The sequence below is a fragment of the Rufibacter soli genome (assembly GCF_054781795.1).
The window spans coordinates 403,477-428,099 of the sequence record NZ_BAAGTS010000001.1; the positions used below are offsets into that span (position 1 = coordinate 403,477).

Consider the following 24,623-nt stretch of genomic DNA (forward strand, 5'->3'; position numbering starts at 1 on the left):
ACTTGTAGATTGTTTCTTTATTCTACACATTTGCAAGACTTCAAGGATAACCTGATTAGGGTGAAGAGCCCTAATTGCTCGCCAAAGCTTTTATCCTATTAGAGAGAATGCTGCTACTGTGGCATTCTTTTCTTTTTTCTGTAGTTTATCTTCTCGCGATTCCTTATTATTTATATAATTAAAATAATTATTGAAATAGTTATACACGTTAGTCATTAAAAAAGGAGAAGTAAGGCTTCTCCTTTTTTAATGACTTTTATTTCTTAGCTACCGCAAGCCTCACATGCATCTGGGTTATCCAAACTACACGCCATATCGCTTTGGTTTTGCTCTACGGCGTTGTACATGGGGGCCAGGGTTTCGGCGGCTTGTTTCTCTACCGTGAACTTGATAGCATCGGCGGCGGCTTTGGTACGCAGGTAGTACATACCGGTTTTCAGGCCGCGCTTCCAGCTGTGGAAGTGCATAGAGGTCAGCTTCCCGAAGTTCACGTTAGACACGTGCAGGTTCAGGCTCTGGCTCTGGCAGATGTAGGCACCGCGGTCAGCAGACATGTCAATGATGGTCCGCTGGCTGATTTCCCACACCGTCTTGTACAGGTCCTTGATGTTCTGCGGGATGTTAGGGATGTTCTGCACAGATCCGTTCGCCGAGATGATGGCGTTCTTCATGGAGTCATTCCAGAGGCCGAGCGCAATCAGGTCATTCAGGAGGTGCTTGTTCACCACCATGAACTCCCCGCTCAGCACGCGGCGCACGTAAATATTAGAGGTGTAAGGCTCAAAGCCTTCATTGTTCCCCAGAATCTGTGAGGTAGAAGCCGTTGGCATAGGCGCTACCAATAAGGAGTTACGCACGCCGTGTTCTACAACTTCCTGTCTTAACGCTTCCCAGTCCCAACGGCCGCTCTCGGGCTTCACGCCCCACATATCAAACTGGAAGATACCCCGGCTGATAGGCGAACCTTCAAACGTTTCATAGGCGCCGTCAATTTTGGCCAGGTCCTTAGAAGCCGTCATGGCCGCAAAGTAAATGGTCTCAAAAATCTCCTTGTTCAGGCGGGCGGCCTCTTCGCTCTCAAATGGCATGCGCAGCTGCAGAAACGCATCTGCCAAGCCCTGCACCCCTAACCCGATGGGGCGGTGGCGCATGTTTGATTTCTTGGCTTCAGGTACCGGGTAATAGTTGATGTCAATAACCTTGTTCAGGTTCTTGGTAACAGTATAGGTAACCTCGTAGAGCTTATCATGGTCAAAGGTCTTCACGCCCTTCTCTTCTTTGATATAGCGCGGCAAGGCCAGAGACGCCAGGTTACACACCGCAATCTCATCGGCGTCTGTGTACTCAATAATCTCGGTACAGAGGTTAGAGCTCTTGATGGTGCCCAGGTTCTGCTGGTTAGACTTGCCGTTGGCGTGGTCCTTGAACAGCATGTACGGGGTACCAGTCTCAGTTTGGGCCTCTAGAATGGCAAACCACAATTCCTGCGCTTTAATGGTTTTGCGGGCCTTGCCTTCCTTCTCGTATTTCTCATACAGGCGCTCAAAGTCCTTACCCCAGGTGTCAGACAAACCAGGGCACTCGTTGGGGCACATCAGGCTCCAGTCGCCGTTGGCTTCTACGCGCTTCATGAATAAGTCTGGCGTCCAAAGAGCCAGGAACAGGTCACGGGTACGCATCTCTTCCTTGCCGTGGTTCTTGCGCAGATCCAGGAATTCAAAGATATCAGCGTGCCACGGCTCCAGGTAAATGGCGAAGGCGCCTTTACGCTTTCCGCCGCCCTGGTCTACGTAACGGGCCGTGTCATTGAACACCTTCAGCATAGGCACCAGACCGTTAGAGGTACCGTTGGTTCCTTTAATGTAAGAACCGGTGGCCCGGATGTTGTGGGCGGCCAAGCCGATTCCTCCCGCGCTCTGCGAGATCAAGGCACAGTTCTTCAAGGTATCATAGATACCCGGAATGCTGTCCTCTTTCATAGTGAGCAGGAAGCAGCTAGACAGCTGTGGCTTAGGTGTACCGGCGTTGAAGAGCGTAGGCGTGGCGTGCGTGAACCACTTTTCAGACATGAGGTTGTAGGTATTGATAGCCGCGTCAATGTCGGTTTTATGGATACCTACGGCCACGCGCATGAGCATGTGCTGCGGACGCTCCACGGCTTTACCGTTCACGCGCAACAGGTATGAGCGCTCCAGGGTCTTATACCCGAAGTAGTCATAGTTGTAGTCACGGTCATAGATGATGCTGGAGTCCAGCACCGCCGCGTTTTTCTTGATGATGTCAAACACATCCTTGGCAATCAAAGAAGCATTCTCACCAGTCTTGGGGTCTACATACGTGTAGAGCTGCTTCATGGTGTTGAAGAACGACTTCTGCGTCACCTTGTGCAGGCTGGAAATGGCAATGCGCGCCGCCAGAATAGCGTAGTCTGGGTGCTTGGTGGTCATAGACGCAGCGGTCTCCGCGGCCAGGTTGTCCAGCTCCACGGTGGTTACCCCGTCATAGATGCCGTCAATTACCTTTTTGGCTACCTCAATAGGGCTCACAAACGACATGTTCAGGCCGTAGCACAGTTTCTCTATACGGGCCGTGATCTTATCAAACTTGACCGACTCGCGGCGGCCATCTCTCTTTACAACTAACATACGCTTACACTATATGGGTGAAGGATGGCGGGGACCATCCAGAATATCTTTTGCCTGCCGCTTGCCAGGGTGCCACAGGCGGTACTTGTACTAAGGAAATCTTCTTGGATTTGCCTGGCCCATTGCCCGGCGTTTTGAGCTTACTTTTCTAAAAACAGCCCCTAAACGGGTGGGGGTTGTCTGGAGATTTCTGCATCTGCCTCTTCCCAAACTGTCCTCCTGGAAAGACCTTGGCAGTGAGTTAGATAGACAATTGTGCCACTGCTGTTACCATTCGCCACCAAGATCCTTTTAAGGTGACAAAATAGAGAAGAGAAGAAAGGGTACTAGGATAGTATTAAAAGCTCTTCTCTGGTACAGAAACCCAACCGGCTGCCGGGCGTTTTAGGCACGTTTTATGAAAAACAGCCCTAAAACGCATTTAAGGCCGTTTTAGAGGGTAGACTAGAAGTCTTCGTCCAGGGAGAATACGTTAGAGTCACGGTCGCTCATCACACCAGATTTCTGGTACTCAGCCACGCGTTTCTCAAAGAAGTTGGTTTTGCCTTGCAGGGAGATCAGCTCCATGAAGTCAAAGGGGTTGGTTGAATTGTAGATCTTGCTGCAGCCCAAAGACACCAGCAGGCGGTCTGCCACAAACTCAATGTATTGGCTCATCAGTTTTGCGTTCATCCCAATCAAGTCAACAGGTAGGGCATCGGTTACAAACTCCTGCTCAATGGCTACCGCGTCACGAATGATGCTGTGTACGCGGTCCTCTGGTAACTTGTTCTGCAGCATGGAGTACAGCAGACAGGCAAAATCACAGTGCAGTCCTTCATCTCTGGAAATCAATTCATTAGAGAAGGTAAGACCTGGCATCAAGCCGCGTTTCTTCATCCAGAAAATAGAGCAGAACGAGCCAGAGAAGAAGATACCCTCTACCGCGGCAAAGGCAATCAGACGCTCTGTGAAGTTCTCAGAGTTGATCCATTTAAGCGCCCACTCGCCTTTTTTCTTCACGCAAGGCACAGTCTCCAACGCGTTGAACAGGCGGTCTTTCTCCTGCGGGTCTTTAATATAAGTGTCAATGAGCAGCGAGTAGGTCTCTGAGTGGATATTCTCCATCATGATCTGGAACCCGTAGAAGCAGCGCGCCTCTGGCATCTGCACTTCCTGCATGAAGTTGATGGCCAGGTTCTCGTTCACAATTCCGTCTGAAGCGGCAAAGAAGGCCAGCACGTGTGAGATGAAATGGCGCTCGCCGTCGTTTAGTTTTTCCCAGTCCTTGTTGTCCTGGCTCAGGTCAATTTCCTCGGCGGTCCAGAAGCTAGCTTCCGCTTGTTTATACATTTGCCACACGGCATCGTTTTGAATGGGGAACAGAACAAAGCGATTCGGGTTCTCTTGTAATATTGGCTCCATAGACTCTTTTATTGTATGACTAAACTAGAAAGCAGGTGATAGGTTTCAGGGGCTACCCCTCAGCTCAAATGAACTCTAAGAACGGACGTTAGGCTGCCTTTCCTCCGTCTTGAGAATTCAAATATAGGCACAATTACGTAGTTCCCCCGAATCGGGTAGCCGAATTTATACAATCTTTATCCCGCACTTATCAACATTATAACTCATTGAAATACAATAAGTTAAATTTTTATCAAAATTAGAAACCTCAAATATAGCGTTTCTTTTATGTAACAAAACATGGTATCTTAAAGGATAGCAGAGAAAGTTGAAGTCCAGCTTGACCACTACGCCGGTCTAAAGAAAATCACGAACCTACGCACCCTAACATGCCGCCAGAAACTACTCTCCCCCCATCTTTGACGAGTTACAGCCACCAAGCGCTTACCCTCCTGTTGGCTAAACTTTTCCTACCAGCCTGAAGATCGATTGACCTAAGAATCCTTCGGAAAAACCGAGCCACCAGGCCATCCTTAGCCGATTAAAAGCAAGTGACCAGAACCCTCTTTAGCACCTTACCCTTTTGGATAACCAATCTGTCCTCTTCTGCAGACACCTAACCCAAGCCGGCAGAAAATAAATCAATTGACTTTGTTGACTTTAGCACTTAAACCTGCTATTTTCATCTACAATTCAGCCAAAAGGCACGCTTACTCTTACCTTTCCCGTCCCCTCAGATTTTCCGCGTTTTGGGCGCGGCCCTGCATCGCGTTGGCTTTATCCACGCGTAACTAATTGACTATCATTAGGGTTTCTATTTATCCACACTAGTAATCCACACCCCGTGGGTAACTCTCAACGCCTTAAAAACCAGCGGGCTAGGGCCCGGCAACTGCATTAAAAATTAAACCAAGGGCTCTTGCTTCTTAACCCGGGTGTTTTTACCTTTGCGGTTCATTTTTAAAATAATCGTAAGCTGATGTACGCAATTGTTGAAATCGCTGGGATCCAGACGAAAGTAGAGAGCGGTAAGTTCTTCTACACTAACAAGCTTTCCGGCAATGAGGGTGACGCCGTAGAGTTCGCCAATGTTCTTTTAACTGATGATAACGGTACTTTATCTGTAGGTGCTCCTTTCCTTGACAACATCAAGGTGACCGGAACTATCCAGGGCCACGCTAAAGGTGATAAAATCATTGTCTTCAAGAAGAAAAGAAGAAAAGGCTACAAGAAGAAAAATGGTCACCGCCAGCAGTTCACCAAAGTGTTGATCAACACCATTGGTTAATTTTTGCCAAGACTAGAAAATTATTGTTGAACAAATTTCCGGGGTTCCCCGGGATTAACATAGAAACGAAATGGCTCACAAAAAAGGTGTCGGTAGTTCTAACAACGGACGTGAATCACATTCCAAGCGCTTAGGCGTGAAAATCTTCGGTGGCCAGGCCATCATCGCTGGTAACATTATCGTGCGTCAGCGCGGTACTGCTCACCACCCAGGTGCTAACGTAGGCATCGGGAAAGACCACACCCTGTTTGCTTTGACAGACGGCGTAGTTTCTTTCAAGAAAGGCGTTAAAAACCGTTCTTACGTATCTGTTCTTCCAGTTGCCGAAACTGCTGAAGCACAAGCCTAAGTTCTCATCGGCGCACGCCGAGGTTTTACAAAAAAGGCCACTCTGCAAGGAGTGGCCTTTTTTGTTGGGTTTGGGGTAGGCAGAAGTTGAGTTTGCAAGAGTATAGGCCTTCAGGGTGGGGATGAGGAAGAGGGCAATGGGTAGGGTGTATGCGATACACTCCTACATGAGTTTGAGTTTAGGGGATTGCCCTCCATGGGTATTCTCCTGTGTAAACACCCCTCTGCAGAGCTTCGCTCGCTGCCTCAAACTCTCGTTTGGGCAATCCTCATGGGAGAGTCTGGATTTATTTAGCGGTACTGGGTATAGAGAGCAAAAATGCGTTTTGAGCCTGCCTTTCCAAAAACGTGCCCAGAACGCCTTTACCCTATTACTTACGCCTTTCCGTTTCCAGCCTTTCGGCTGAGCGCCTAGCACTCGACCCGGTGCCGCGGTGAGCGGCAGGCCCTGGGGGCCAGGCGAGAGGGTACAGCGCGAGGGCGGAAGGCGGGGCCTCGCGGCCGTGAGCGCTCGGAGGGAATAGATGAAACAACCCAACCCATGAAGCCATAGGAAAGCAGACATGCCAAGGGTTAACCGGAATGGGTATTGCAGAAAAAGGCATTTCCCAAATGGAAGGGCAGTCTTGGTTGTTGGCCCATACGAACACCAACAAACGGCAACAATTCTAACCACGCCAGCAGAAAAAATACGCACATCAGCGAAAGCAAAGCCCTCTTCCTTAACCTTCTTCCACCACGGCAGTTATATACAAAAACCCATTGCACAACCGCGGCATTGCCCGTACCTTCGTTTCTATGAGTACACCAGACAAACGCCTGTTTCTGCTAGACGCCATGGCGCTCATTTACCGGGCCCACTTCGCCTTCAGCAAGAACCCCAGAATCAATTCCAAGGGCATGAACACCGGGGCGGCCCTGGGGTTCACCAACACGTTGGTAGACCTACTTAACCGCGAGAAGCCCACCCATATTGGCGTGGCCTATGACGCGCCTTCCAAGACCTTTAGGCATACCAATTTCGTGGAATACAAGGCTAACCGGCAGGCCATGCCCGAGGATATCGCCATTGCTATTCCGTACGTGAAGAAGATTGTGGAGGCCTTTGGCATACCGGGCATGATGCTGGACGGCTTCGAGGCCGACGACATCATCGGCACGCTCTCCTGCAAAGCCGAAAAAGCCGGCTATGACGTGTTCATGATGACCCCCGACAAAGACTACTATCAACTGGTCACCGATCACGTCTTCGTCTACAAACCCGCGTTCCTGGGCAATGCCATTGAGATCATAGACAAGCCTAAGGTGCTGGAGCGCTGGGAAATCAGCAATGTAAAGCAGGTGATTGATATTCTGGGCCTGCAGGGTGATGCCGTGGATAATATACCCGGTATACCCGGCATTGGGGAGAAAACCGCCAAGACCCTCATCCAGAAATACGGCTCGGTGGAAAATCTTATTGCCCATTCGCATGAATTGAAAGGCAAGCAGAAAGAAAACGTAGAGACGTTCGCGGAGCAGGGTTTAATGTCAAAGGAACTGGCCACCATTCACCTAGACGTACCCATTGATTTTGACGAGCAGGGCTTGCTCTACGAAGGCCCGGATATGGAGAAACTGGCCGCGCTGTTTGACGAGCTGGAGTTCCGGCAGTTGGCTACCCGCGTGCTGGGTACCGCCTCGCCGGCCGTTCCCAAACCCATCTCCAACAAGCCCACCGTGGGCAAAGGCTTCAAGTCTGACAAACCCATGGGCCAGACCTCTTTGTTTGACATGCCCGCCGCCGAGACCATGGCCCCCGAAGAAGGCCTGGCGCAGGAAGGCACCGAAGGCTTTGTCTCTACCCCTCGCCGCACCATTGACACCACCCTGCACGAGTATCACTTGCTCACTACGCCAGAGCAACGGCAGCAACTTCTCAAGTACCTAAAACTGCAGAAAGAAGTCTCCTTTGACACCGAGACCACCAGTATTGACGCCATCACCGCCCGCCTGGTAGGCATCTCGTTCTGCTACCTGCCCGGCGAGGCCTATTACATTCCGGTGCCGACTGATGACCACGAAGCCACCCTTGAGATTGTGCAGGAATTCAAGGAGATCCTGGAAAGCCCTACCATTACCAAAATAGGCCAGAACATCAAATATGACCTGGTGGTGTTGCAGCGCTACGGCATAGACGTGCAAGGGCCGCTTTATGACACCATGCTGGCCCACTACCTGCTGGAACCCGACATGCGCCACAACATGGACCTGCTCGCGGAGACCTATCTGCACTACACGCCCATTGCTATTGAGACGCTGCTGGGCAAAGGCAAGCACCAGCTCACCATGGATAAGCTTCCCGCTTTGCAGATCTATGAATACGCCTGTGAAGACGCAGATGTCACGCTGCAACTCAAAAACTACTTTGACCCTCTTTTAGAAAAACAAGGCTTAAAACGCCTCTTCAATGAAGTGGAGAACCCGCTGGTGCGTGTGTTGGGCCACATGGAGCGCGAGGGCGTGAGCATAGACGCTGAGGCCCTCGCCGAGTCTTCTATCTCCTTGCAGGCCAGCATCCAGGAAATTGAGCAGAAAATCTTCAACCTGGCCGGCATGGAGTTCAACATCGGTTCACCCAAGCAGTTGGGCGAGGTGCTGTTTGACCGCATGCAGTTGGGCGGCAACAAGATCAAGAAAACCAAAACCGGGCAGTACGCTACCGGCGAAGAGATCCTCTCTAAGCTGGCCTTTGAGCACGAGATTGTACAGCTCATCCTGGACCACCGGCAGCTCACCAAGCTCAAGAGCACCTACGTAGACGCCCTTCCGCAATTGATCTGCAACGAAGACAACCGCCTGCACACGTCCTACAACCAGGCGGTGGCCGCTACGGGTCGTTTGAGTTCCACCAACCCTAACCTACAGAACATCCCTATCAGAACAGAGAAAGGCCGTGAGATACGCAAGGCCTTTGTGCCCCGTGATGAGAACCACGTGCTGCTCTCCGCTGACTACTCCCAGATTGAATTGAGGATCATGGCGCACTTCAGCAATGACGCCACCATGAAAGAGGCGTTCCAAAAGGGGCTGGACATTCACGCCAGTACCGCCGCCAAGGTGTTCCACGTGCCCGTAGACCAGGTAGATGGTGATATGCGCCGCAAGGCCAAGACCATCAACTTCGGAATTATCTACGGCATCTCGGCCTTCGGGCTGGCAGAGCGGTTGGCTATTCCAAGAAGAGAGGCCGCCGAGATTATTGAAGCCTATTTCCAGGAGTTCCCGGCGGTAAAGCAGTACATGGACAGCGCCATCAATGAGGCCCGCGAGCAGGAGTTTGTGGAGACATTGCTGGGCCGCCGCCGTTACCTCAGAGACATCAACTCCCGTAACCAGAACATCAGGGGCTACGCCGAACGAAACGCCATCAATGCGCCCATCCAGGGTACCGCCGCTGATATCATCAAGATTGCCATGATCAACATTGACCAGTGGCTACGGGATGAGAAACTGGCCAGCCGCATGATTCTGCAGGTGCATGATGAATTGGTGTTTGACGTAGTGAAAGAGGAACTGCCACTGGTGCAAGCCAAGATTGAAGACCTCATGAAGCACGCCTTCCCCCTAAGCGTACCTATGGAAGTAGGCCTGGGCACCGGCGACAACTGGTTGCAGGCGCATTAAGCGTTTTGAGGCCGTTTTCAGAAAAACAGGCTTAAAACAGAAATCCTATAAAACAGAAAAGGGAGCTCTTACGCTCCCTTTTCTGTTTTATAGGATTTGCGCGCAGGGTTATTGCCCGGCAAAGGTGAGATTGAAATTGGTGTTGGTGCCGCTCAGCACCTGGTCTATGGTGAGTTTAAGGGTATTGCTAGAAATCTCCACCAGTTTATACGTGTCACTGCTGCCAGAAGAAGTAAGCGTAAGCGTGCCGTTATCCAGGGTCCAGGTTCCGGTTTCATACACCTGGTTAGAGGAAGGGTCGCACTTGCTGGCTCCTTCGTTCAGCTCATACGTGCCGTTGTCTGCGAACTTCCAGAGATCATCCTGGTCGCAGGGTTCCAGGTCCCCGTAAATATCATAAGACACAGACCCCTGGGTGGCGGTAAAGGCGGTTAACTTCCAGGATTTACTGGTCAAAAGCTTTTTATCATCCGGCTTTTCATCATCGTCATTGTTACAGCCACTAAAGGTGACGCAGAAAATTGCCAGGATACTAAGGAGCAAATAAGGTTTTTTCATGGCTCTTTAAGATTAGGGGTAAAGATTGGGGGATAAACGGGTTTAAATAAATTAAGATGCTTAAGAGGCAACATACACTTACGCTCCTTTCCTTACTATCATGTGGCAGAGCCATTAAGCAGAATATAAGAAATAGGTGGGAGGGGTATCAGGCTATTATATTAATTTGATAAAAAGAAGGATATTTAGATTACGAGAGGAAGTAGGAGAAGTTGGTGGGTATAGAAATTACCTGTTCCGTAAAGTGATCATCATTCTATACAACCCCAGGAAATGGGGGTAAAACCAGGGTTCTCAAAACTACAGGTGCACCTGCAAAAAGAAGCCCTGCCTCTGGCCAGCGAGAACACTGGTCTGAGGCAGGGCTTATCCCTTGCTTCTAGGCTTTACTATGCCTCCCTCTTTTACATGGCCGTCATTTTTATCGTTCCGGTTACCGGTAAGCCAGAAATACTCTCGTTGAAATCGGCGGTAAGGGTGGTGGCGGTCAGTTCTTTGATGGTTAGTTTCAGTTCCTTCACCTGCACAATTGCCGTGAGGCCCGGGGCTGAAAGAGTTAAGACATCGCCTTCCAGTTTCCAAGTGCCCTGCGTCTGCTGGGGAGAGCTGGGATCACATTTGGTGGCGCCTTCATCGGCTATCAACACATTATTTGCCTTAAACTCCAGGAAATTGTCTTTCTCGCAAGCCCCCAAGGTGGCGTAGTAATCTACGGTACCAATTAAGACATTAGACACCGTGAAGCCGGTAACCTGCCACCGCTTGTTTTGGACCATCTCTTCCTTGGTAGGATCAGGGTCGTCTTTCTTGCTGCAGGCAGTGGTAAAAAGGGTGGCACAAAATAAAAGCAGGAGTAGAGGAGAGTTCTTCATAAGCCACGAAAATAAATCTTTATACGATTCTGCTATAAAACTACCTAAAACCAACAGGAAAAAAACTACCAATGCTACTGGCCGGCCTAACAAAAAAGACCAGCCTTTCGCGGGCTGGTCTTTTAAATAAAGGCAATAAACGTGGGCTCCTTACGGGATAAGCACGCTCCGGAACTGCGTTACGTCAATGGTAGGGATAGTAGCGCTGTATTTCTGGTTAATAGTCCTGATCAGCTCATTGGCTACAATGGCGTATCCTCTTGGAGTGAGGTGTACTCCGTCTAAAGAGAATAAATGACCTGTAATAAAGGAAGGAGAATAGCTCACCCCGTTAATCATAAGGCCTTTCTTAATAGTATTGAAATAGGCGTTCATATCAGAATACGCTACTTTCTTCGCATCTGCGGCGGCCTTCAATTTGCCATTGAAAGTCTGGGTGGCCGTTTTCACCGCTTCGGTTTCAACCTCATCCAATACCTCTTGGTTAGCAAGCGGGTTTAAAGGAGAGAATCCGTGCGGTACAGGCTGCGCTATGCCGGGCACTGACTCTGGCGTACCCACTGTTGAGGTAAGCAGAACATAATCTGTAGCCTTGGCTTCACGCGTGGCGCCACTTCCTGTTTTAATGTAAAGCTTAGCGCCCGCTGCTTGTGCCTGCGCTATTAACAAGGAAGTTGCTTTAGTAGTGAAGAACGGTACTGAAGTAACATCTGGGATGTTTATAATCACGCCTTGGGCAGGTAACACCGCCAGCATCGCGTCCAGACCAGTTTGAAACTCAGCGTCCGTAGAAATAGGGCTCAACCCTCCGGAAGTAGCATAGCCTAAAACGTCGTTATTGCCCAGCCACATAGTAAAGAAGGTTCCTTTCACAGAGGCTACCTTGTTGGCATAAGGGAGAAGGGCGCCGGTTGGTGCTACCTGGTCAGAAAGCAGGCGTTGGTAATACGGGTTGAAGCCCAGGGGATTGTTATACCCATAGCCAGCGGTTACTACATCCTTCATCTTGATGCCGGGAACGCCCAGGTTCTGGACTTCATCTGTGTATTTAGCCAACAGAGGTGTTTTCTGGTCAGCCCCTAAACCTACCACGGCCAGGTTCTTAGTCACGGTCTCGGTGATAGGCAGGCCGCTGGCTGAGAAACCCTTCAGTCTCAGGTAGCCAGAGCCGTTTTCCTGGCTTTTGTCAGCAGCGAAAAGGGGCTGCGTAAAATTCCCGCCGCCCACGTAGGCAAACTGGTTAGCCAGAATGTTAGGGTAAGAATATACCTGCCCTTCCAAGTAAAGGCCGTTGTCCTGGTAACCGGCGGTAAGGGAGTTGCCTACCGCCACGTATTTAGAAAGATCAAGGCTGCCTTTGCTCAGGACTACATCATCTTCAAATTCGGGATCACAACCTGCAAAGAGGAAAACGCTGGAAAGAAGGGCGACAGCGCCCAGTCTGTGTACTATATTTCTCATACTAGGTAAAAATTAAAACTTGTAGTTAAGCCCAACCCCGGGGATATAGGCAATTGACTTGAATGTACCCGGTACGCCACCAGATTTGCTGGCGTTATCGGTGCGCTCTTTTTTGTTGAGGTAAAGGAAAGAGGCGTCCAGGTCTACTTTTTCAGACAAGGCAAGGGTTAAGCCGGCAGATAACCCTCTGGAGTCTGCGTCTGGGGTTTCTGGGGTTAAGTAGCCTTCCTGTACCGGAGATTGGTCATAGTACCCACCGGCGCGAACCGTTAAAATATCAGACAGCTGGTACTGCAAGCCTAAGCGGTAAATGAATACGTCTTCATAGTTGCGGGGACTCTCGCTGGAAGTAACTCCGGCGCCCCCAGCAGTACCGTTGAAGTCAAAGCGCAGAGATTTGTAGGCGCTCCACTGTACCCGCTGTAAGTCGGCGGCAATGGTGAACTTTTCGGTGGGTTTAAATCCAATCCCTAACGTGATGTTGGCTGGCAAAGGCAGGGTGGCGTCAAACTTGGTGGCCCCAAAGTTAGGCGCTATTACAGAGGCCGTAGGTAAGGTGAAGGTCACGTCTCCGTCTTTTACTTCCATCTCTACTTTTGACCGGTAGGTGAGGCCCAAAGAAAGCTTGTCTGTGGGTTTAAAGAACACCCCCACGTTAAAGCCTATGCCGCTGGCCTTGCCGTCAAGCTCAAGGCCGCTTTCCACGCCGTTGGCATCAATCAAAGGAAGGCTTCTCTGTAGGTTCACGCCACCGGTAGAGTAGACAAAACCAGCGCCAACGCCAATTTTATCATTTACCTGGTAGCTAATGGTAGGCTGAATAAAGATGGCCTGCAGGCTTAGCTCATTCAAGCCAAACCGTCCTTGCCAAGTGTCGCCCCAGTTAACTGAGGAACCATAGGGTGTGTATACACCAATACCGAAACGTAACGGACTTTCCTCTTTGCCAAAGGAGGCGTAAATCTGGAAAGGCGTGCTGATTTTATTGTCTGTCTGGGACTGTGAGATACCCGGTGACGGCTCACGGTAGGCAATTTTAGAGTTCAACGCACTTACGCCCAGCTGGATGCCGTTTTGGCGCAAATGGGCCAGGGCTCCCGGGTTAAAAAAGATGCTGCTTTGGTCAAGAGCCAGGCCGGTTCCGGCGTGCCCCATGCCTAACTGCTTTTGCCCTTGAAGGTTAGCCTGGAAGCCACCCGCGTTGGCGACGCCTGCCGTGAGCATGGCACCTCCTAGAAAGGCTAGTAATTTACTTTTCATGCGTTTGCTAGTTAAAAATAGGTAAAATTATTTCTTGTGGATTTGGTAACCAAATATAGAAAAATTGCACACAGTTTCGCATAGTGTTATGCATAAGCACTATATTTTTTCATTTTTTAATTTCACTCCCCATAGAGGCTTGTAGGCTAAATGAGGAAGAGTTGCCCGTCCCAACCGCTTTCCAGCAGCTTAGCGGCATTGCGACACAAAAAATGCGGGCCAGAACCCATCCCCTTTTTTGCCAGTTGCGTTAATCCATTTCTGGCTAAACAGGAAAGAAAATGTATGATGTTTTAATAGTAGGGGGTGGGCCAGCCGGTCTGAGCGCGGCCATGTTGCTGGGGCGCTGTATGCGAAAAGTTGCCTTATTTGATACCGGCCAATACCGCAACTCCTATTCGCACGCCATGAACGGGTTCATTTCCCGAGACGGCACCCCGCCCCAGGAGTTTCTGGAACTAGCGCGCAAAGACCTGGAGAAGTATGAGGTGGAGTTCAAGCAGAAGCGCATAGTGCAGATCACCAAGGAAGGTGAACTGTTCAAGGCCTGTGACCAGGACAACCAGGTCTATATTTCCAGAAAGGTGCTGCTGGCCACGGGCCTGTGTGACCGCTGGCCCAAGTTGGAAGGGGCAGAGCCCTTTTACGGCACCAGCATTCACCACTGCCCCTACTGTGACGGATTTGAGTCTAAGAACAAACCGCTGGCGGCCTATGGAAAGAACCGTGACGCCATAGGCCTTTCCCTTTCCCTCAAAACCTGGAGCAGTGATGTGATGCTGTTCACAGACGGCACCAAAAGATTGACCCGGGAAGACCGCGAACTACTGGCCCGCAACAAGGTACAGGTAAACCTGCTGCCCATTGAACGCCTGGAAGGTGAAGGCGGGCAGTTACAGCGCATGGTGCTTAAAAACGGCGAGGTGGAAAATCGGGAGGCCCTGTTCTTTGCCACCGGTTCTGACCAGCACTCAGATCTGGCCGCGCAATTGGCCTGTGATTTTACCAGCAAGGGGGTAGTGAAAACCTACAAACACCAGCAAACCAACATACCCGGTCTGTACGTGGCCGGTGACGCCGCCCGTGACATGCAGCTGGTCATTGTGGCCGCCGCCGAAGGCACCAAAGCCGGGGTAGCCATTAACATGGAACTGCAGAAAGAATTCAGGCTGTAAGGCGTGTTTGCCACTAAAGTGAGTCGTCCCGTTTTGGGCCTGTTTTTCTAAAAACAGGCCCAAAACGGGACGACTCACTTTTAAGGCTTAATGCTAAACTTTAGCCGAGGTGTTGCGCTTTTTCTGGGAGAGTTTCCGGAAGGCGCGGTCCAGGATACAGTATTCATGGCCTTCCACCAGCAGGTGCATAGTGAGGTTCTCAATGGCAATAGGGTCGCCTTCCTCTACCTCCTGCAGGTTGGAATAGGTTACCTGAGAGCCATCCATGATAGTGACCACCCCCGTCCCGAAGACCTCAATGTGGTTATTGTGCTTGATGATGATACCCGTTTCCTCGCCCAGGCCAATGCCAATAAACTCGGGGCGTTTAGAAACCGCGTGCGCCAACCGGCCAAACCGGCCCCGCTCGGTAAAGTGGGTGTCAATAAACACGTTGTTGATAAAGGAGAGGCCATCAGTGGTTTTCACTTCGCCTTTCACCAGGGAATAGGAGCCGTAGCCCTCATAAATCATGCGGTTAGACATGGCGGCAGCCCCGGCGCTGGTTCCGGCAATGGTGATCTCCTCTTCTATAAACCGGCGCTGCATAAGGTGGTGCAGCTTTGAGCCGCTCAGAAACTCCTTTAGTCTAAGCTGGTTACCGCCGGTGAAAAAGATCACCTCGGCCTGTTCAATACGGGTGATATAGTCTTTGGAGTCTGCTTTGTTGTCTTCGTCAATGTGCATAAACCGCACGCTGCTGCAGCCTAATTCTTCAAACGCTTCTTTGTAGGCCTGCCCAGATTCCATGGGCTCTAAGGTGGCGGTGGTAATTACCTCAATATTAGATTCCACGCTACAGATCTCTGAGCGGATAAGGTTGATTAACCCGTCATCATCACCGCCGCCAAGCGCAATAAGGGTTCCTTTGGGGTGCTGCATATAAAAAATCAAAAAAATAGTAAACGGTAAAAAAATGCTACTGCCCAGGGCTGCGCCTGGTTCAAAACTACAAGATTTGACCAGATGTACAAGGTGCCGGAGAGGGGGCGGCCAAAAAGCGAAGGAAGTGGGTACCCTGGAAAAACGTGCCCGGCCTCCCAATCTTTAAAAGGATGCTTCGCGGCTCTTACCTAGCCAGGCTTTTATGCGTACACGTGGACCAAACAGAGTACTGTTACGGAAGAGCGGCCCTCAAAGGTATCTTCTGGCAGGGCCTTTGGTTGCCAGCTTTTACTATCCTGGCTTCTGTATAACACCGTAACTGCCTTATTAATGCCCATAACCCTATGAAAATCCACCAGTTTGAAGATAAAGGCCTGGCCCACTTCTCTTACGTGATCATGAGCGACGCCGAGATTGCGGTCATTGACCCTACCCGCAACCCCCGGCAATATGAGGAGTTTGCCATGCTGCATGACGCCCGCATTACCACCGTCATAGAAACGCACCCGCACGCCGACTTCGTGAGCGGTCACTTGGAGCTCTCTGATGCCAAGCAGGCCACTGTCTACGTGAGCGCTGCGGTGGGAGCAGAATATCCCCACACCACCTTTGATGAAGGCCAGGAAATCATGGTAGGCAAGGTAACCCTACGGGCCATCAATACCCCCGGGCATTCGCCAGACAGCATCTCCGTGCTGCTCCTGGACGAGGAAGGCAAGGAGCACGCCGTCTTCACCGGAGACGCCCTGTTTGTAGGCGACGTGGGCCGCCCCGACCTTCGGGAAGACGTGGGACAGGAGACCGCCACTCGTGAAGACCTGGCCCGCCAGATGTACCACACCACCCGCCACAAACTGATGACCCTGCCAGACCACGTGCTGGTATACCCGGCGCACGGGGCCGGCAGCCTCTGCGGCAAAGCCCTGAGTGACGCCAAGTCCAGCACCATTGGCGCCGAAAAGCTTTCTAACCGTGCCCTGCAGCCCATGTCTGAAGAAGCCTTTGTGGCCTTTATTACCGCAGACCAACCCTTTGTGCCCCGCTATTTTGGCTATGACGTAGAGCTCAACCGCAAAGGAGCCTCCAAATTTGATTCTTCCACCAAAAAGGTACCGGTGCTGGAGCCGGGCCATAAACTGGAAGAGGAAGGATTGGTCATTGATACCCGGCCCCGGGAGCAGTTCAAAAAGGGGCACCTGCCTAAAGCCATTAATCTGCAGGACGGCCCCAAGTTTGAAACCTGGCTGGGGTCTATTGTCAACCCCGAAGAAAAGTTCTACCTCCTTTCTGAAGACGAGGAAACCCTGCGGGAACTGATCGCCAAGACCGCCAAGATTGGCTACGAGCGCTTTATCTGCGGCGCCCTTTCCTCGGCCCCGGCCGAGGGCACGGAAACCCTCCCCGACCTGGACCTGGCCCAGTTCAAAGCCCACCCAGAGAACTACACCATCTTAGACGTGCGCAACCAGAATGAAGTAAAGGAAAAACGCATCTTCCCAAACGCCCTGGCAATACCCCTTCCTGAACTGCGCGAGCGCCTGGAAGAAATCCCCACCGACAAACCCATTGTGGTGCATTGCGCGGGTGGGTATCGGTCGGCGGCCGGGGCTAGCATTGTGGCCACAGGAGTTGCAGAGGTGCCCGTGTATGACCTCAGCGAAGCCATCCAGCAGTTCAGTCCTCCCATATAGAGATACTAAGCAGAATCTTCGGCGTAGCCCATAAAGGCAAAACCTGTTTTGGGGCTGTTTTTCTAAAAACGGCCCCAAAACAGGTTTTTTGTTTCCTGTCGGTACGCTCTAAGACTGGTCCTTTGCGGGATTGGGTTTGCCGCCTTGGGCGCTGTTTAGTACTTTAGGGGATAAAGGCGGCCAGGAAATTGGTAGCGGCTGGCGGGGTAGCCCGACGGCCTTCTTTTGCCCGTTTTAATTTTTATGCTTCTTTGAGGTACCTGGTCTTAGGCCGAGGTGCTGTTTTGCTTATGTTTTTTCCAGTACGTTTTTCCTCCTTTTGCCTTTTCCTCCTGTTCTTCTCTTCTTCCGCCTGGGCCCAGATTCTGAATGTGGAAAAGACCCGGGTAGAACGCGATTCCTCTCATTATTTTACCGGTAAGCTGGGCCTGAACCTCAACCTGTTTAACCGCCCGGTGGGCAAAGAAGGCCTTACTGACCATTTTATCGGGCTTACCGGCAACGGCAATATCGGTTACGTATCTGAGCAGAATACCTACTTGCTGCTGGGCTCTTACAACTACGTGCGCCTGAGAGGCGAGACCCAGGTAGAGACCGGCTACGTACACGGCCGCGTGACTTTTAACCGCCAGGCCCGCCTGTCTTATGAGGCCTACGCCCAAACGCAGTATGACTACAACCGGGGGCTGGAACTAAGAGCGCTGGCCGGGGCCGGTATCAGGTACGCGGTAGTGCGAAAGGAGAACCTTCGGTTTTATCTGGGCACCAGCCTGATGTTTGAGCATGAGCGGTGGCACAACCTGCAGGAAAACTTCTACATCAGGAAAGATATTCCCAAGCTCTCTACCTATGCCAGCGTGCGCCTGCCCTTAAACCCGTATCTGGAACTGAGCAGCATCCATTATTACCAGGTGGGCTATGACAACCCCGCCAGCATGTGGCGCCACCGGTTCAGCGGAGACTTTTCTTTGGTCATGAAAATAAACAAGTGGTTCCAGCTTACCACCAACTTCTCCCACACCTATGAGAACCGGCCCATTGTGCCCATCCCCAGTTATCTCTACAGCCTCACCAACGGCATTCAGGTAAGCTTTTAAAGGAGGTGTTTTGAGGCTGATTTCTAAAAAAAACAGGACCAAAACGCTATAGCGGAATTCCCTCTCCCCGTGGGAGAGGGTTAGGGCGAGGGGCAGCGGCAGTTCCAAGCAAAGGATTTTCTAGACGGGATTATTCTGCCAACTGAAAGATTACTCCACGCATTTCGTCCCCCTTTGAAGGGGGTAGGGGGATGACTACTCGTGCAGAGGACGCGTTTCTTGTGATTTTATCCTTGCTTCTTGCGCTTGGTGGGAATATCGCTTCTTCGGCTGCCTGGTCATCCCCCTACCCCCTTCAAAGGGGGACGAGGAAGAAGGCAGAAGTGTAGGGGCAATCAGAAGCGTATCATTAGCCTGTCAATACCTGCTTTTCTAATAAGCAACTTCTCCCCTCATCCTAACTTCTCCCCAGGAAGAAGGGACACCGGTCCTTGCGTTTTGAGCCCATTTTCCAGAAAACGACCCCAAAACGTTTATTCCTCCCCAGAACCGCCTGCCCTGCGGTTGGCTTTCTTCTGGCCTTGTTTCTGTTTGGCTGCAAGTCTTTTCTGCACGGCGGCTTTGGAAGGAGTGGTTCTTTTACGGGGCTTGGGGCGGTGCAGGGCCTGTTCCAGCACTTCATACAGTTTCTGTACCACCAATTCTCTGTTGACCAACTGGCTGCGGTTGTCCTGGCTAGCCAGGTGCAGGAAGCCTTCTTTGTTGAGCCGGGGGCCTAGCTTTTCCAGGAGCAGTTCTTTTTGATGCGGGGTGAGCAAGGCAGAGTTCTCAATAGAAAACCAAACTTCCACCCTGCTGGCCACTTTATTCACGTTCTGCCCGCCGGGCCCGCTGCTGCGCGAGGTTTGAAATGTAAGTTCTGGCGTAAGATCTGGAAGCATAGAATTTTGTACGTAAAGGCCCCGGCGGCGGTGCGGAGTCATGGCCGAGCGCAAGCCTGTGTATACCGAATCTGGTGCGGTAAAGTTATCTCAAAATGCCCGGTCAGCCACTGTCCGGTCCTGAACATTTTACGTTCAGGACCGGACATCTTTTATGGTGTATTTTATTATCAACTATCTGTAAATCAATTATTTAACTGATTGGCACAGTATTAGGAAAGGTAGGGTAGAACGAGGGTGATCAAAAGGACCGCTACCGGATCTTCACCGGCCGCAGAAACCAGAGAGACTCCTCCCGTGCCCTTCGGCGGCCTGCCGCAAATGTGATTTGACAGAAGTTTAAAAGAAAAGAAGTTTTAAAAGAATAAAGCCATGAAAGTTATCATCTTATTATTCGCTATGTGTTTTGGATCTGGGTTGGCCTTGAAAGATGCCCTAAGCGGACTTAACTACCAGCAAGAAGTGATCTACCTTGATCACACTACCCAACCAGCCCCTTCCCTGGCCGCCGACAGCCTGGGCCAGCACGTGCAAGAACGCGCCTAAGCCGCCTGCTGTTTTAGGGTTGTTTTTAGAAAAACGGCCTTGAAACGTAAGCAAGGTTTTCTTTCTACAAAGAGGCTTAGTCTTTCTTCTTGTTTTTGCCAGACGGATTGAAAATTCCCTTTATGATTTCCATGGGCCCAGGCGGCTTCTCTTTTACCAGCACATACCTGATGGAGAAGGCGCCGCCCAGGTTAAACCAGTTCTCATGCTTGATATGGAACGCGGGTTTAAGGTCGGCAGACAAGAGCAGCGGAAAGCCGTTCAGTTTGTATTCTATGCCGGTGATAGCGTCAAACCCATAAATGGCGCCGTAGTCTTTAAGGTGACCCGCGTGCACACCCCCGCCCAAGTAATAGTTCAGGCGCTGACCCAACATGGGGAAATGCTGTTCCCCTAACACGGTAACGGCTATCTCACGGGGCGCGGCCGTTACCAGACCTTCCAGAGTGGTTTTCTCCAGGATCTTCTGCTGCAGGGTAAGCCCGAAATCATCGCTGCCAATTCTAACGCCGGCGGCGGTCTTATAGCGCTGGGCCAGGGCAGGCAAGGTGCCTAAGAGGGAGAAGCCAAATACCAGCAGGAATATTTTTTTCATAGGGTAAAGTACGCAAGAGAAATCAGAACCGTGGCTACCGTCTACGGAGAAAGTCTGCTTTTGAAACGCCGTTCTGCTCTGGTTTCTTGCCTTGGGTGGCACAAATTGCTTTTCTGGATCCGTTCCTGTTTTTATTTCCTTTCAATGGTTTGCCCTCAGAATACCTCCTTGACAGGTTGAGCGGGTATTCATCTCTATCTCACTATTCCTTTTTAACTCCTTTATTCCTTTGCTGGAAAGGCAAGTGTTATGTTAACGTATGTTAAAGTACGAAAAAATTCGTGGGTAAAGGCTCTCTTTTACGAAAGTATTCGTATACTTGCCTACGAAGCCCGTCGTAGATACCGGTTTATAATAGAACAGTATGGAAGAGAACGCACCCTTAAAGCCCACCGAGACGGAACTAGAGATCTTGCAGATTCTGTGGCAGAACGGCCCCAGCACGGTCCGGTTCGTGAACGAGGCTCAGAATAGAACCAAGGAAACCGGCTATACCACCACGTTAAAACTACTGCAGATCATGCATGAGAAAAACCTGGTAAGCCGTGATGAGGAAAGCCGGTCTCACGTGTACCAGGCCGCCGTCACCGAGGAGGAAACCCAGCAGCATCTGCTAGGCCGGTTCCTGGATACTACCTTCAGGGGCTCGGCCATGAAACTGGTGATGCAGGCGCTGGGCAACCACACCACTACCCCCGAAGAGCTTGACCAGATACGCACGCTGTTAAACCAACTAGAGAAAGGAGGCCACCAATGAACCCGCTCCACCCATTTCTGCCCGAAGCCCTAGTAAAAGCCCTGGGCTGGACCCTGCTTCATTCGCTCTGGCAGGGCGCCCTGCTGGCCGTTCTGCTCTCCTTACTGCTGTTGGTCTTGCACCGGCATTCGGCCAGCATTAGGTACCGCGTAGCCAGCCTTTCTATGGGACTGTTGCTGGTCATGGCCGGCATAACGTTCTTTCAGGTATATGAACCGGCTACGGCAGCGCAGGTCACTTCTATAAGGCAGGCCGTTTCTACCGCTACCGTACAGACATCCATACCAGTGCTGCCTGAGGCAGGGTGGTGGGGCTCGGTGACCCATGAATTCCAGGGCTACTTTGGGCAGCACTTGCCGCTTATTGTAACCATCTGGCTGCTGGGGCTTACGGCCATGCTGCTACGCCTGGTGGGCGGCTGGGCCTATACCCGCCGGCTCAGAAGCTATCACTTAAAACCGCTTCCCCTGGAATGGCAGCAACGGGTGCAGGTTTTGAGCCAGAAACTGGGCTTGAAGAAACTGGTGCAGCTAGCCGAATCTGGACTGGTGAAAGTGCCGGCCGTGGTAGGGCATTTGCAGCCCATTATCCTGTTGCCATTAGGAACCGCCGCCGGCCTTAGCCCCGCGCAGCTGGAAGCCATTCTGGCGCATGAACTGGCCCACGTGCGCCGGCATGATTACCTCATGAACCTGCTGCAGTGCGTGGTAGAGGCCTTGTTCTTCTTCCACCCGGCCGTCTGGTGGATCTCAGAAAACATACGGGCAGAGCGCGAGCACTGCTGTGATGACCTGGCCCTCACCCTCTGTGACAATTCCCTCACTTATGCTTACGCGTTAACCAATCTTGAAGAAATGATTATGAAAAAACCTGTGTCAACCCCCAAGCTTGCCATGGCGTTCTCTGGCAAGAAACGTTCCCTGTTGAGCCGCATTAAACGGCTGGTGCAAGGCCCCTCGCTAAGACCTTCTTTCTCTGAAGGCTTTATGGCAGCCTGCGTGCTCATGGTAGGCATTCTGCTGTTCTCAGTTAGTGCTATGGCCTACCAGACAGAAACCACGCCTAAGAAAGCCCCCGCCACCCCGCCCAAAGTTGCCCCGGCTAAGGAGGCGTCTACGGAATTTGTTTCAGTCCCGGCTCCTGAAAAGCAGACCCAAATCGTGTCAAGTGCGGCGCCGGCCAGGGAGGAAGGCGCCCGGGCCCAGTACCTGCAGCAAGGCGGAAATGACCTTATTATTGTGCGGAACAAGAAAGGCAAGATCATTGAGCTGTACGTAAACGGGAAGAAAATCCCCTCTGGCCAGATAAGCCAGTACCAATCTGAGATAGACGCCAGCCTAAACCGCACCAAGAACGCTGAGAAACTAAGAGACAAAGAGGAAGTGAGCCGGGCCATGAACTCGGCGCGCAGTGAGTTGGCGCGGGTAGAAAGAAGGTCCTCCATGGGCCAGGGAAGCCGCAGAGCACCCCGTCTGCCCATGCCCCCAATGCCGCCCATGGCTGGTTTTGGAGAAGGAAGACCACAGCTTCCGCCACCACCGGCTCCTCCAGCTCCACCAATGTCTCCTATGTCACCAGACGGGAAAATCTCTAAAAAAGAGCAGGCCCGCTATGACAAAGAAATGAAAGCCTATGAGGCCGAGATGAAGAAGTTTGAAGCCGAAATGGAGAAATACGGCGAAGAAATGGGCCAGTACGCCAGCCGCATGGGAAACCGCTTTGACGGAAATGCCGAGGCCCTGGTTCGTAGACATGCCGCTATGGCAGAACGGAATGGCCGCCTGGCCGAAGAAGCGGGTCGCAGAGCCATTGACCGGGAGCGGATAAGTATCCAGCGCAACGCAGAGCATGACCGCCGCATGAAAGACCATGAAAAACGCATGGAGGCCCACAATGAGCGCATGAAAAAACATGAGGCCATGATGAAGGAGCTGAAAGCAGAACTGGTCAAAGACGGTTTCATCAAAGACCCCGAGGGCGACTATACCTTCAAGCTGGACAAGACCGGCCTTTACCTCAATGACAAGAAACAGTCAGACGCCCTGTACCAGAAATACAAAAAGCTGATCTCCAAAGCGCAGGGTGAAGACATTGACATCACCCTCAAGAAAGACGGCAGCAATTTCACCATCAACCAGAAACGGGAAACCAAAGACTAATCTTTCTTTCTCTTCTAGGCAAAAACAGCAGGGCCCGCGTTCATTTCGCGGGCCCTGCTGTTTTTAAGGCGCCACTGAAAGATTCTCTGGGGCAAAACCGGTTGCCTACCAGGAACAGATTGCCAAAACCAGCTGATACAATCAATTTCCCTGTAGTGCCTAGGTGTGGGTTAGGTAACTATTTTCCGCCAAAAGATTTCAGGCCTGGCCAAATGTCTCCATACCCTGTTGCTTTGGTTTCCGGCAATGCCCTTAGATGTCTTTCAGAATTCTCTTAATCTTTCCCCTGGGGCTAGGCTTCTGCCTCAGAACTCTCCAGACGCCTGAAACTGGCCATGCCTCCCATTCTTCCGTTAGAGATAAGGGCAGTTCGCAGAATTAATCGGCCTTGGGCATGCCTTACTGGACGTGGGCCGCTGGGCCAAAGTCGTTACGCGTTTTCTTCGGTATGGACGTTAATCCCTAGAGGCCATCTTGTATGTCAAACCCCAGGCAAATGAACTTTCTACTGTTAACCTTCTCGCTTTTACTTTTCACTTCCTGCCATTCAAAAACCGCCATGCAAACACCTGCCGCCAAAGACGCCATCATCCAAGACGTGAAAAACAAACGCCTAAGCGAGGTAGCGACCGCCCTGAAGCAGGGCACTGATGTAAACACCACCGATAGCCAAAAAAGGTCTCTCTTGCTCTTGGCCACGCAGAACAATGACCTGAAAATGGCAGAACTGCTGGTAAGCCACGGGGCGGACGTTAACCAACAGGATGACATCAAAGATAGCCCCTTCCTGTATGCGGGAGCCTCTGGGTACACAGAACTGGTGAAGCTCTACCTGGAGCACGGGGCCCGTTTTGACATCTTTAACCGCTACAACGGCAGTGCCCTGATTCCGGCCTGTGAAAGAGGACACCTGCCGGTGGTCAAACTTCTGGCCAACACCCCGGGCTTCCCCATTGACCATGTAAACCGCTTGGGGTGGACAGCCCTGATGGAAGCCGTTGTTTTAGGGAATGGCAGTAGCACGTATGTAAAAGTAGTACAGACCCTGGTAGAGGCCGGCTGTGATGTCAGCATCCCGGACAAGGAAGGGATAACGGCGCTACAACATGCCAAAGACCGGGGCTTCACCAAAATTGCCCAGGTGCTGGAAAAAGCCGCCCGGAAATAAAACCAGTCCCCACCGGCGGGAAGAAGGACCGCTTTCTTTCCAGGCAGAAGCCCTTCTAGCTAAGCGTGGCCTTTTCTAGCGTCTTCGGGCATTAAAAACGATTTTCCAGTAGGCGCCCGTCAACCCGAACCCAACTGTGAAAACCCCAA

Annotated in this window: 19 protein-coding genes; 10 read left to right on the forward strand and 9 right to left on the reverse strand. The window is 51.4% G+C overall.

Features of this window, described 5'->3' with window-relative positions:
* Positions 1–263: 263 nt before the first annotated feature.
* Positions 264–2,645, reverse strand: coding sequence for a ribonucleoside-diphosphate reductase subunit alpha (locus tag ACYVJQ_RS01670; protein WP_460891330.1), 2,382 nt, complete (start codon positions 2,643–2,645; stop codon positions 264–266).
* 444 nt (positions 2,646–3,089) lie between these two features.
* A complete protein-coding gene (locus tag ACYVJQ_RS01675) occupies positions 3,090–4,049 on the reverse strand; it encodes a ribonucleoside-diphosphate reductase small subunit (RefSeq protein WP_460891331.1) in 960 nt (319 codons plus the stop codon).
* 958 nt (positions 4,050–5,007) lie between these two features.
* On the opposite strand from ACYVJQ_RS01675, the gene rplU reads away from it, so the two are divergent.
* The 3 genes from rplU to polA all read left to right on the forward strand — a co-directional run bounded on the left by rplU (position 5,008) and on the right by polA (position 9,330).
* Positions 5,008–5,316 (forward strand): 50S ribosomal protein L21, encoded by a 309-nt coding sequence (gene rplU / locus ACYVJQ_RS01680; RefSeq protein WP_460891332.1) that lies wholly within the window; start codon positions 5,008–5,010, stop codon positions 5,314–5,316.
* 70 nt (positions 5,317–5,386) lie between these two features.
* Entirely contained in the window at positions 5,387–5,665 is a 279-nt protein-coding gene (gene rpmA / locus ACYVJQ_RS01685; RefSeq protein WP_460891333.1) for a 50S ribosomal protein L27, read from the forward strand.
* A 797-nt stretch (positions 5,666–6,462) separates the two neighbouring features.
* A complete protein-coding gene (polA, locus tag ACYVJQ_RS01690) occupies positions 6,463–9,330 on the forward strand; it encodes a DNA polymerase I (RefSeq protein WP_460891334.1) in 2,868 nt (955 codons plus the stop codon).
* A gap of 108 nt (positions 9,331–9,438) precedes the next feature.
* Here polA and ACYVJQ_RS01695 read toward each other — a convergent pair whose 3' ends face one another.
* From ACYVJQ_RS01695 to ACYVJQ_RS01710, 4 genes are all read right to left on the reverse strand, one after another.
* Positions 9,439–9,888 carry a lipocalin-like domain-containing protein gene (locus ACYVJQ_RS01695; protein WP_460891335.1) on the reverse strand — a complete coding sequence of 150 codons (450 nt, stop codon included), beginning with the start codon at positions 9,886–9,888 and terminating at the stop codon, positions 9,439–9,441.
* Between the two features lie 404 nt (positions 9,889–10,292).
* Positions 10,293–10,760: a lipocalin-like domain-containing protein gene (locus tag ACYVJQ_RS01700; RefSeq protein WP_460891336.1), complete on the reverse strand. Its 468-nt coding sequence runs from the start codon at positions 10,758–10,760 to the stop codon at positions 10,293–10,295.
* 150 nt (positions 10,761–10,910) lie between these two features.
* The gene (locus ACYVJQ_RS01705) at positions 10,911–12,221 is read right to left on the reverse strand and encodes an SGNH/GDSL hydrolase family protein (RefSeq protein WP_460891337.1); all 1,311 of its coding nucleotides are present in this window, start codon (positions 12,219–12,221) and stop codon (positions 10,911–10,913) included.
* A 12-nt stretch (positions 12,222–12,233) separates the two neighbouring features.
* On the reverse strand, positions 12,234–13,481 hold the full coding sequence (locus ACYVJQ_RS01710) for an OmpP1/FadL family transporter (protein ID WP_460891338.1): 1,248 nt from the start codon (positions 13,479–13,481) through the stop codon (positions 12,234–12,236).
* 281 nt (positions 13,482–13,762) lie between these two features.
* On the opposite strand from ACYVJQ_RS01710, the gene ACYVJQ_RS01715 reads away from it, so the two are divergent.
* Positions 13,763–14,656: an NAD(P)/FAD-dependent oxidoreductase gene (locus ACYVJQ_RS01715; protein WP_460891339.1), complete on the forward strand. Its 894-nt coding sequence runs from the start codon at positions 13,763–13,765 to the stop codon at positions 14,654–14,656.
* Positions 14,657–14,749: 93 nt separating this feature from the next.
* On the opposite strand, the gene ACYVJQ_RS01720 is transcribed toward ACYVJQ_RS01715, so the two are convergent.
* The gene (locus tag ACYVJQ_RS01720) at positions 14,750–15,577 is read right to left on the reverse strand and encodes a cyanophycinase (RefSeq protein ID WP_460891340.1); all 828 of its coding nucleotides are present in this window, start codon (positions 15,575–15,577) and stop codon (positions 14,750–14,752) included.
* A 347-nt stretch (positions 15,578–15,924) separates the two neighbouring features.
* On the opposite strand from ACYVJQ_RS01720, the gene ACYVJQ_RS01725 reads away from it, so the two are divergent.
* Positions 15,925–17,271 carry a rhodanese-like domain-containing protein gene (locus ACYVJQ_RS01725; protein WP_460891341.1) on the forward strand — a complete coding sequence of 449 codons (1,347 nt, stop codon included), beginning with the start codon at positions 15,925–15,927 and terminating at the stop codon, positions 17,269–17,271.
* Between the two features lie 290 nt (positions 17,272–17,561).
* On the forward strand, positions 17,562–18,368 hold the full coding sequence (locus ACYVJQ_RS01730) for a DUF481 domain-containing protein (RefSeq protein ID WP_460891342.1): 807 nt from the start codon (positions 17,562–17,564) through the stop codon (positions 18,366–18,368).
* A gap of 473 nt (positions 18,369–18,841) precedes the next feature.
* Here the strand turns inward: ACYVJQ_RS01730 and arfB are convergent, their stop codons facing one another.
* Entirely contained in the window at positions 18,842–19,249 is a 408-nt protein-coding gene (arfB, locus tag ACYVJQ_RS01735; RefSeq protein WP_460891343.1) for an alternative ribosome rescue aminoacyl-tRNA hydrolase ArfB, read from the reverse strand.
* Positions 19,250–19,621: 372 nt separating this feature from the next.
* Here arfB and ACYVJQ_RS01740 point away from each other — a divergent pair, with 372 nt between their 5' ends.
* Positions 19,622–19,795, forward strand: coding sequence for a hypothetical protein (locus tag ACYVJQ_RS01740; protein ID WP_460891344.1), 174 nt, complete (start codon positions 19,622–19,624; stop codon positions 19,793–19,795).
* A gap of 76 nt (positions 19,796–19,871) precedes the next feature.
* Here ACYVJQ_RS01740 and ACYVJQ_RS01745 read toward each other — a convergent pair whose 3' ends face one another.
* Positions 19,872–20,390 carry a hypothetical protein gene (locus tag ACYVJQ_RS01745; protein ID WP_460891345.1) on the reverse strand — a complete coding sequence of 173 codons (519 nt, stop codon included), beginning with the start codon at positions 20,388–20,390 and terminating at the stop codon, positions 19,872–19,874.
* A 364-nt stretch (positions 20,391–20,754) separates the two neighbouring features.
* Between ACYVJQ_RS01745 and ACYVJQ_RS01750 the strand changes: the two genes are divergently transcribed.
* The 3 genes from ACYVJQ_RS01750 to ACYVJQ_RS01760 all read left to right on the forward strand — a co-directional run bounded on the left by ACYVJQ_RS01750 (position 20,755) and on the right by ACYVJQ_RS01760 (position 24,474).
* Entirely contained in the window at positions 20,755–21,147 is a 393-nt protein-coding gene (locus ACYVJQ_RS01750; RefSeq protein WP_460891346.1) for a BlaI/MecI/CopY family transcriptional regulator, read from the forward strand.
* Positions 21,144–23,306, forward strand: coding sequence for a M56 family metallopeptidase (locus ACYVJQ_RS01755; RefSeq protein ID WP_460891347.1), 2,163 nt, complete (start codon positions 21,144–21,146; stop codon positions 23,304–23,306). Before ACYVJQ_RS01750 ends, ACYVJQ_RS01755 begins: the two co-directional genes overlap by 4 nt.
* A gap of 496 nt (positions 23,307–23,802) precedes the next feature.
* Positions 23,803–24,474 carry an ankyrin repeat domain-containing protein gene (locus ACYVJQ_RS01760; RefSeq protein WP_460891348.1) on the forward strand — a complete coding sequence of 224 codons (672 nt, stop codon included), beginning with the start codon at positions 23,803–23,805 and terminating at the stop codon, positions 24,472–24,474.
* The last annotated feature ends 149 nt before the right edge of the window (positions 24,475–24,623 follow it).

Excerpts from the sequence above, each read along its gene's own strand:
- ACYVJQ_RS01755 (WP_460891347.1), top strand. The coding sequence starts at position 21,144 with ATGAACCCGCTCCACCCATTTCTGCCCGAAGCCCTAGTAAAAGCCCTG.
- arfB (WP_460891343.1), bottom strand. The coding sequence starts at position 19,249 with ATGCTTCCAGATCTTACGCCAGAACTTACATTTCAAACCTCGCGCAGC.
- ACYVJQ_RS01750 (WP_460891346.1), top strand. The coding sequence starts at position 20,755 with ATGGAAGAGAACGCACCCTTAAAGCCCACCGAGACGGAACTAGAGATC.
- ACYVJQ_RS01760 (WP_460891348.1), top strand. The coding sequence starts at position 23,803 with ATGAACTTTCTACTGTTAACCTTCTCGCTTTTACTTTTCACTTCCTGC.
- ACYVJQ_RS01725 (WP_460891341.1), top strand. The coding sequence starts at position 15,925 with ATGAAAATCCACCAGTTTGAAGATAAAGGCCTGGCCCACTTCTCTTAC.
- ACYVJQ_RS01740 (WP_460891344.1), top strand. The coding sequence starts at position 19,622 with ATGAAAGTTATCATCTTATTATTCGCTATGTGTTTTGGATCTGGGTTG.
- ACYVJQ_RS01720 (WP_460891340.1), bottom strand. The coding sequence starts at position 15,577 with ATGCAGCACCCCAAAGGAACCCTTATTGCGCTTGGCGGCGGTGATGAT.
- ACYVJQ_RS01670 (WP_460891330.1), bottom strand. The coding sequence starts at position 2,645 with ATGTTAGTTGTAAAGAGAGATGGCCGCCGCGAGTCGGTCAAGTTTGAT.
- ACYVJQ_RS01700 (WP_460891336.1), bottom strand. The coding sequence starts at position 10,760 with ATGAAGAACTCTCCTCTACTCCTGCTTTTATTTTGTGCCACCCTTTTT.
- ACYVJQ_RS01730 (WP_460891342.1), top strand. The coding sequence starts at position 17,562 with ATGTTTTTTCCAGTACGTTTTTCCTCCTTTTGCCTTTTCCTCCTGTTC.
- ACYVJQ_RS01695 (WP_460891335.1), bottom strand. The coding sequence starts at position 9,888 with ATGAAAAAACCTTATTTGCTCCTTAGTATCCTGGCAATTTTCTGCGTC.
- ACYVJQ_RS01715 (WP_460891339.1), top strand. The coding sequence starts at position 13,763 with ATGTATGATGTTTTAATAGTAGGGGGTGGGCCAGCCGGTCTGAGCGCG.
- ACYVJQ_RS01705 (WP_460891337.1), bottom strand. The coding sequence starts at position 12,221 with ATGAGAAATATAGTACACAGACTGGGCGCTGTCGCCCTTCTTTCCAGC.
- polA (WP_460891334.1), top strand. The coding sequence starts at position 6,463 with ATGAGTACACCAGACAAACGCCTGTTTCTGCTAGACGCCATGGCGCTC.
- rplU (WP_460891332.1), top strand. The coding sequence starts at position 5,008 with ATGTACGCAATTGTTGAAATCGCTGGGATCCAGACGAAAGTAGAGAGC.
- ACYVJQ_RS01710 (WP_460891338.1), bottom strand. The coding sequence starts at position 13,481 with ATGAAAAGTAAATTACTAGCCTTTCTAGGAGGTGCCATGCTCACGGCA.
- ACYVJQ_RS01675 (WP_460891331.1), bottom strand. The coding sequence starts at position 4,049 with ATGGAGCCAATATTACAAGAGAACCCGAATCGCTTTGTTCTGTTCCCC.
- rpmA (WP_460891333.1), top strand. The coding sequence starts at position 5,387 with ATGGCTCACAAAAAAGGTGTCGGTAGTTCTAACAACGGACGTGAATCA.
- ACYVJQ_RS01745 (WP_460891345.1), bottom strand. The coding sequence starts at position 20,390 with ATGAAAAAAATATTCCTGCTGGTATTTGGCTTCTCCCTCTTAGGCACC.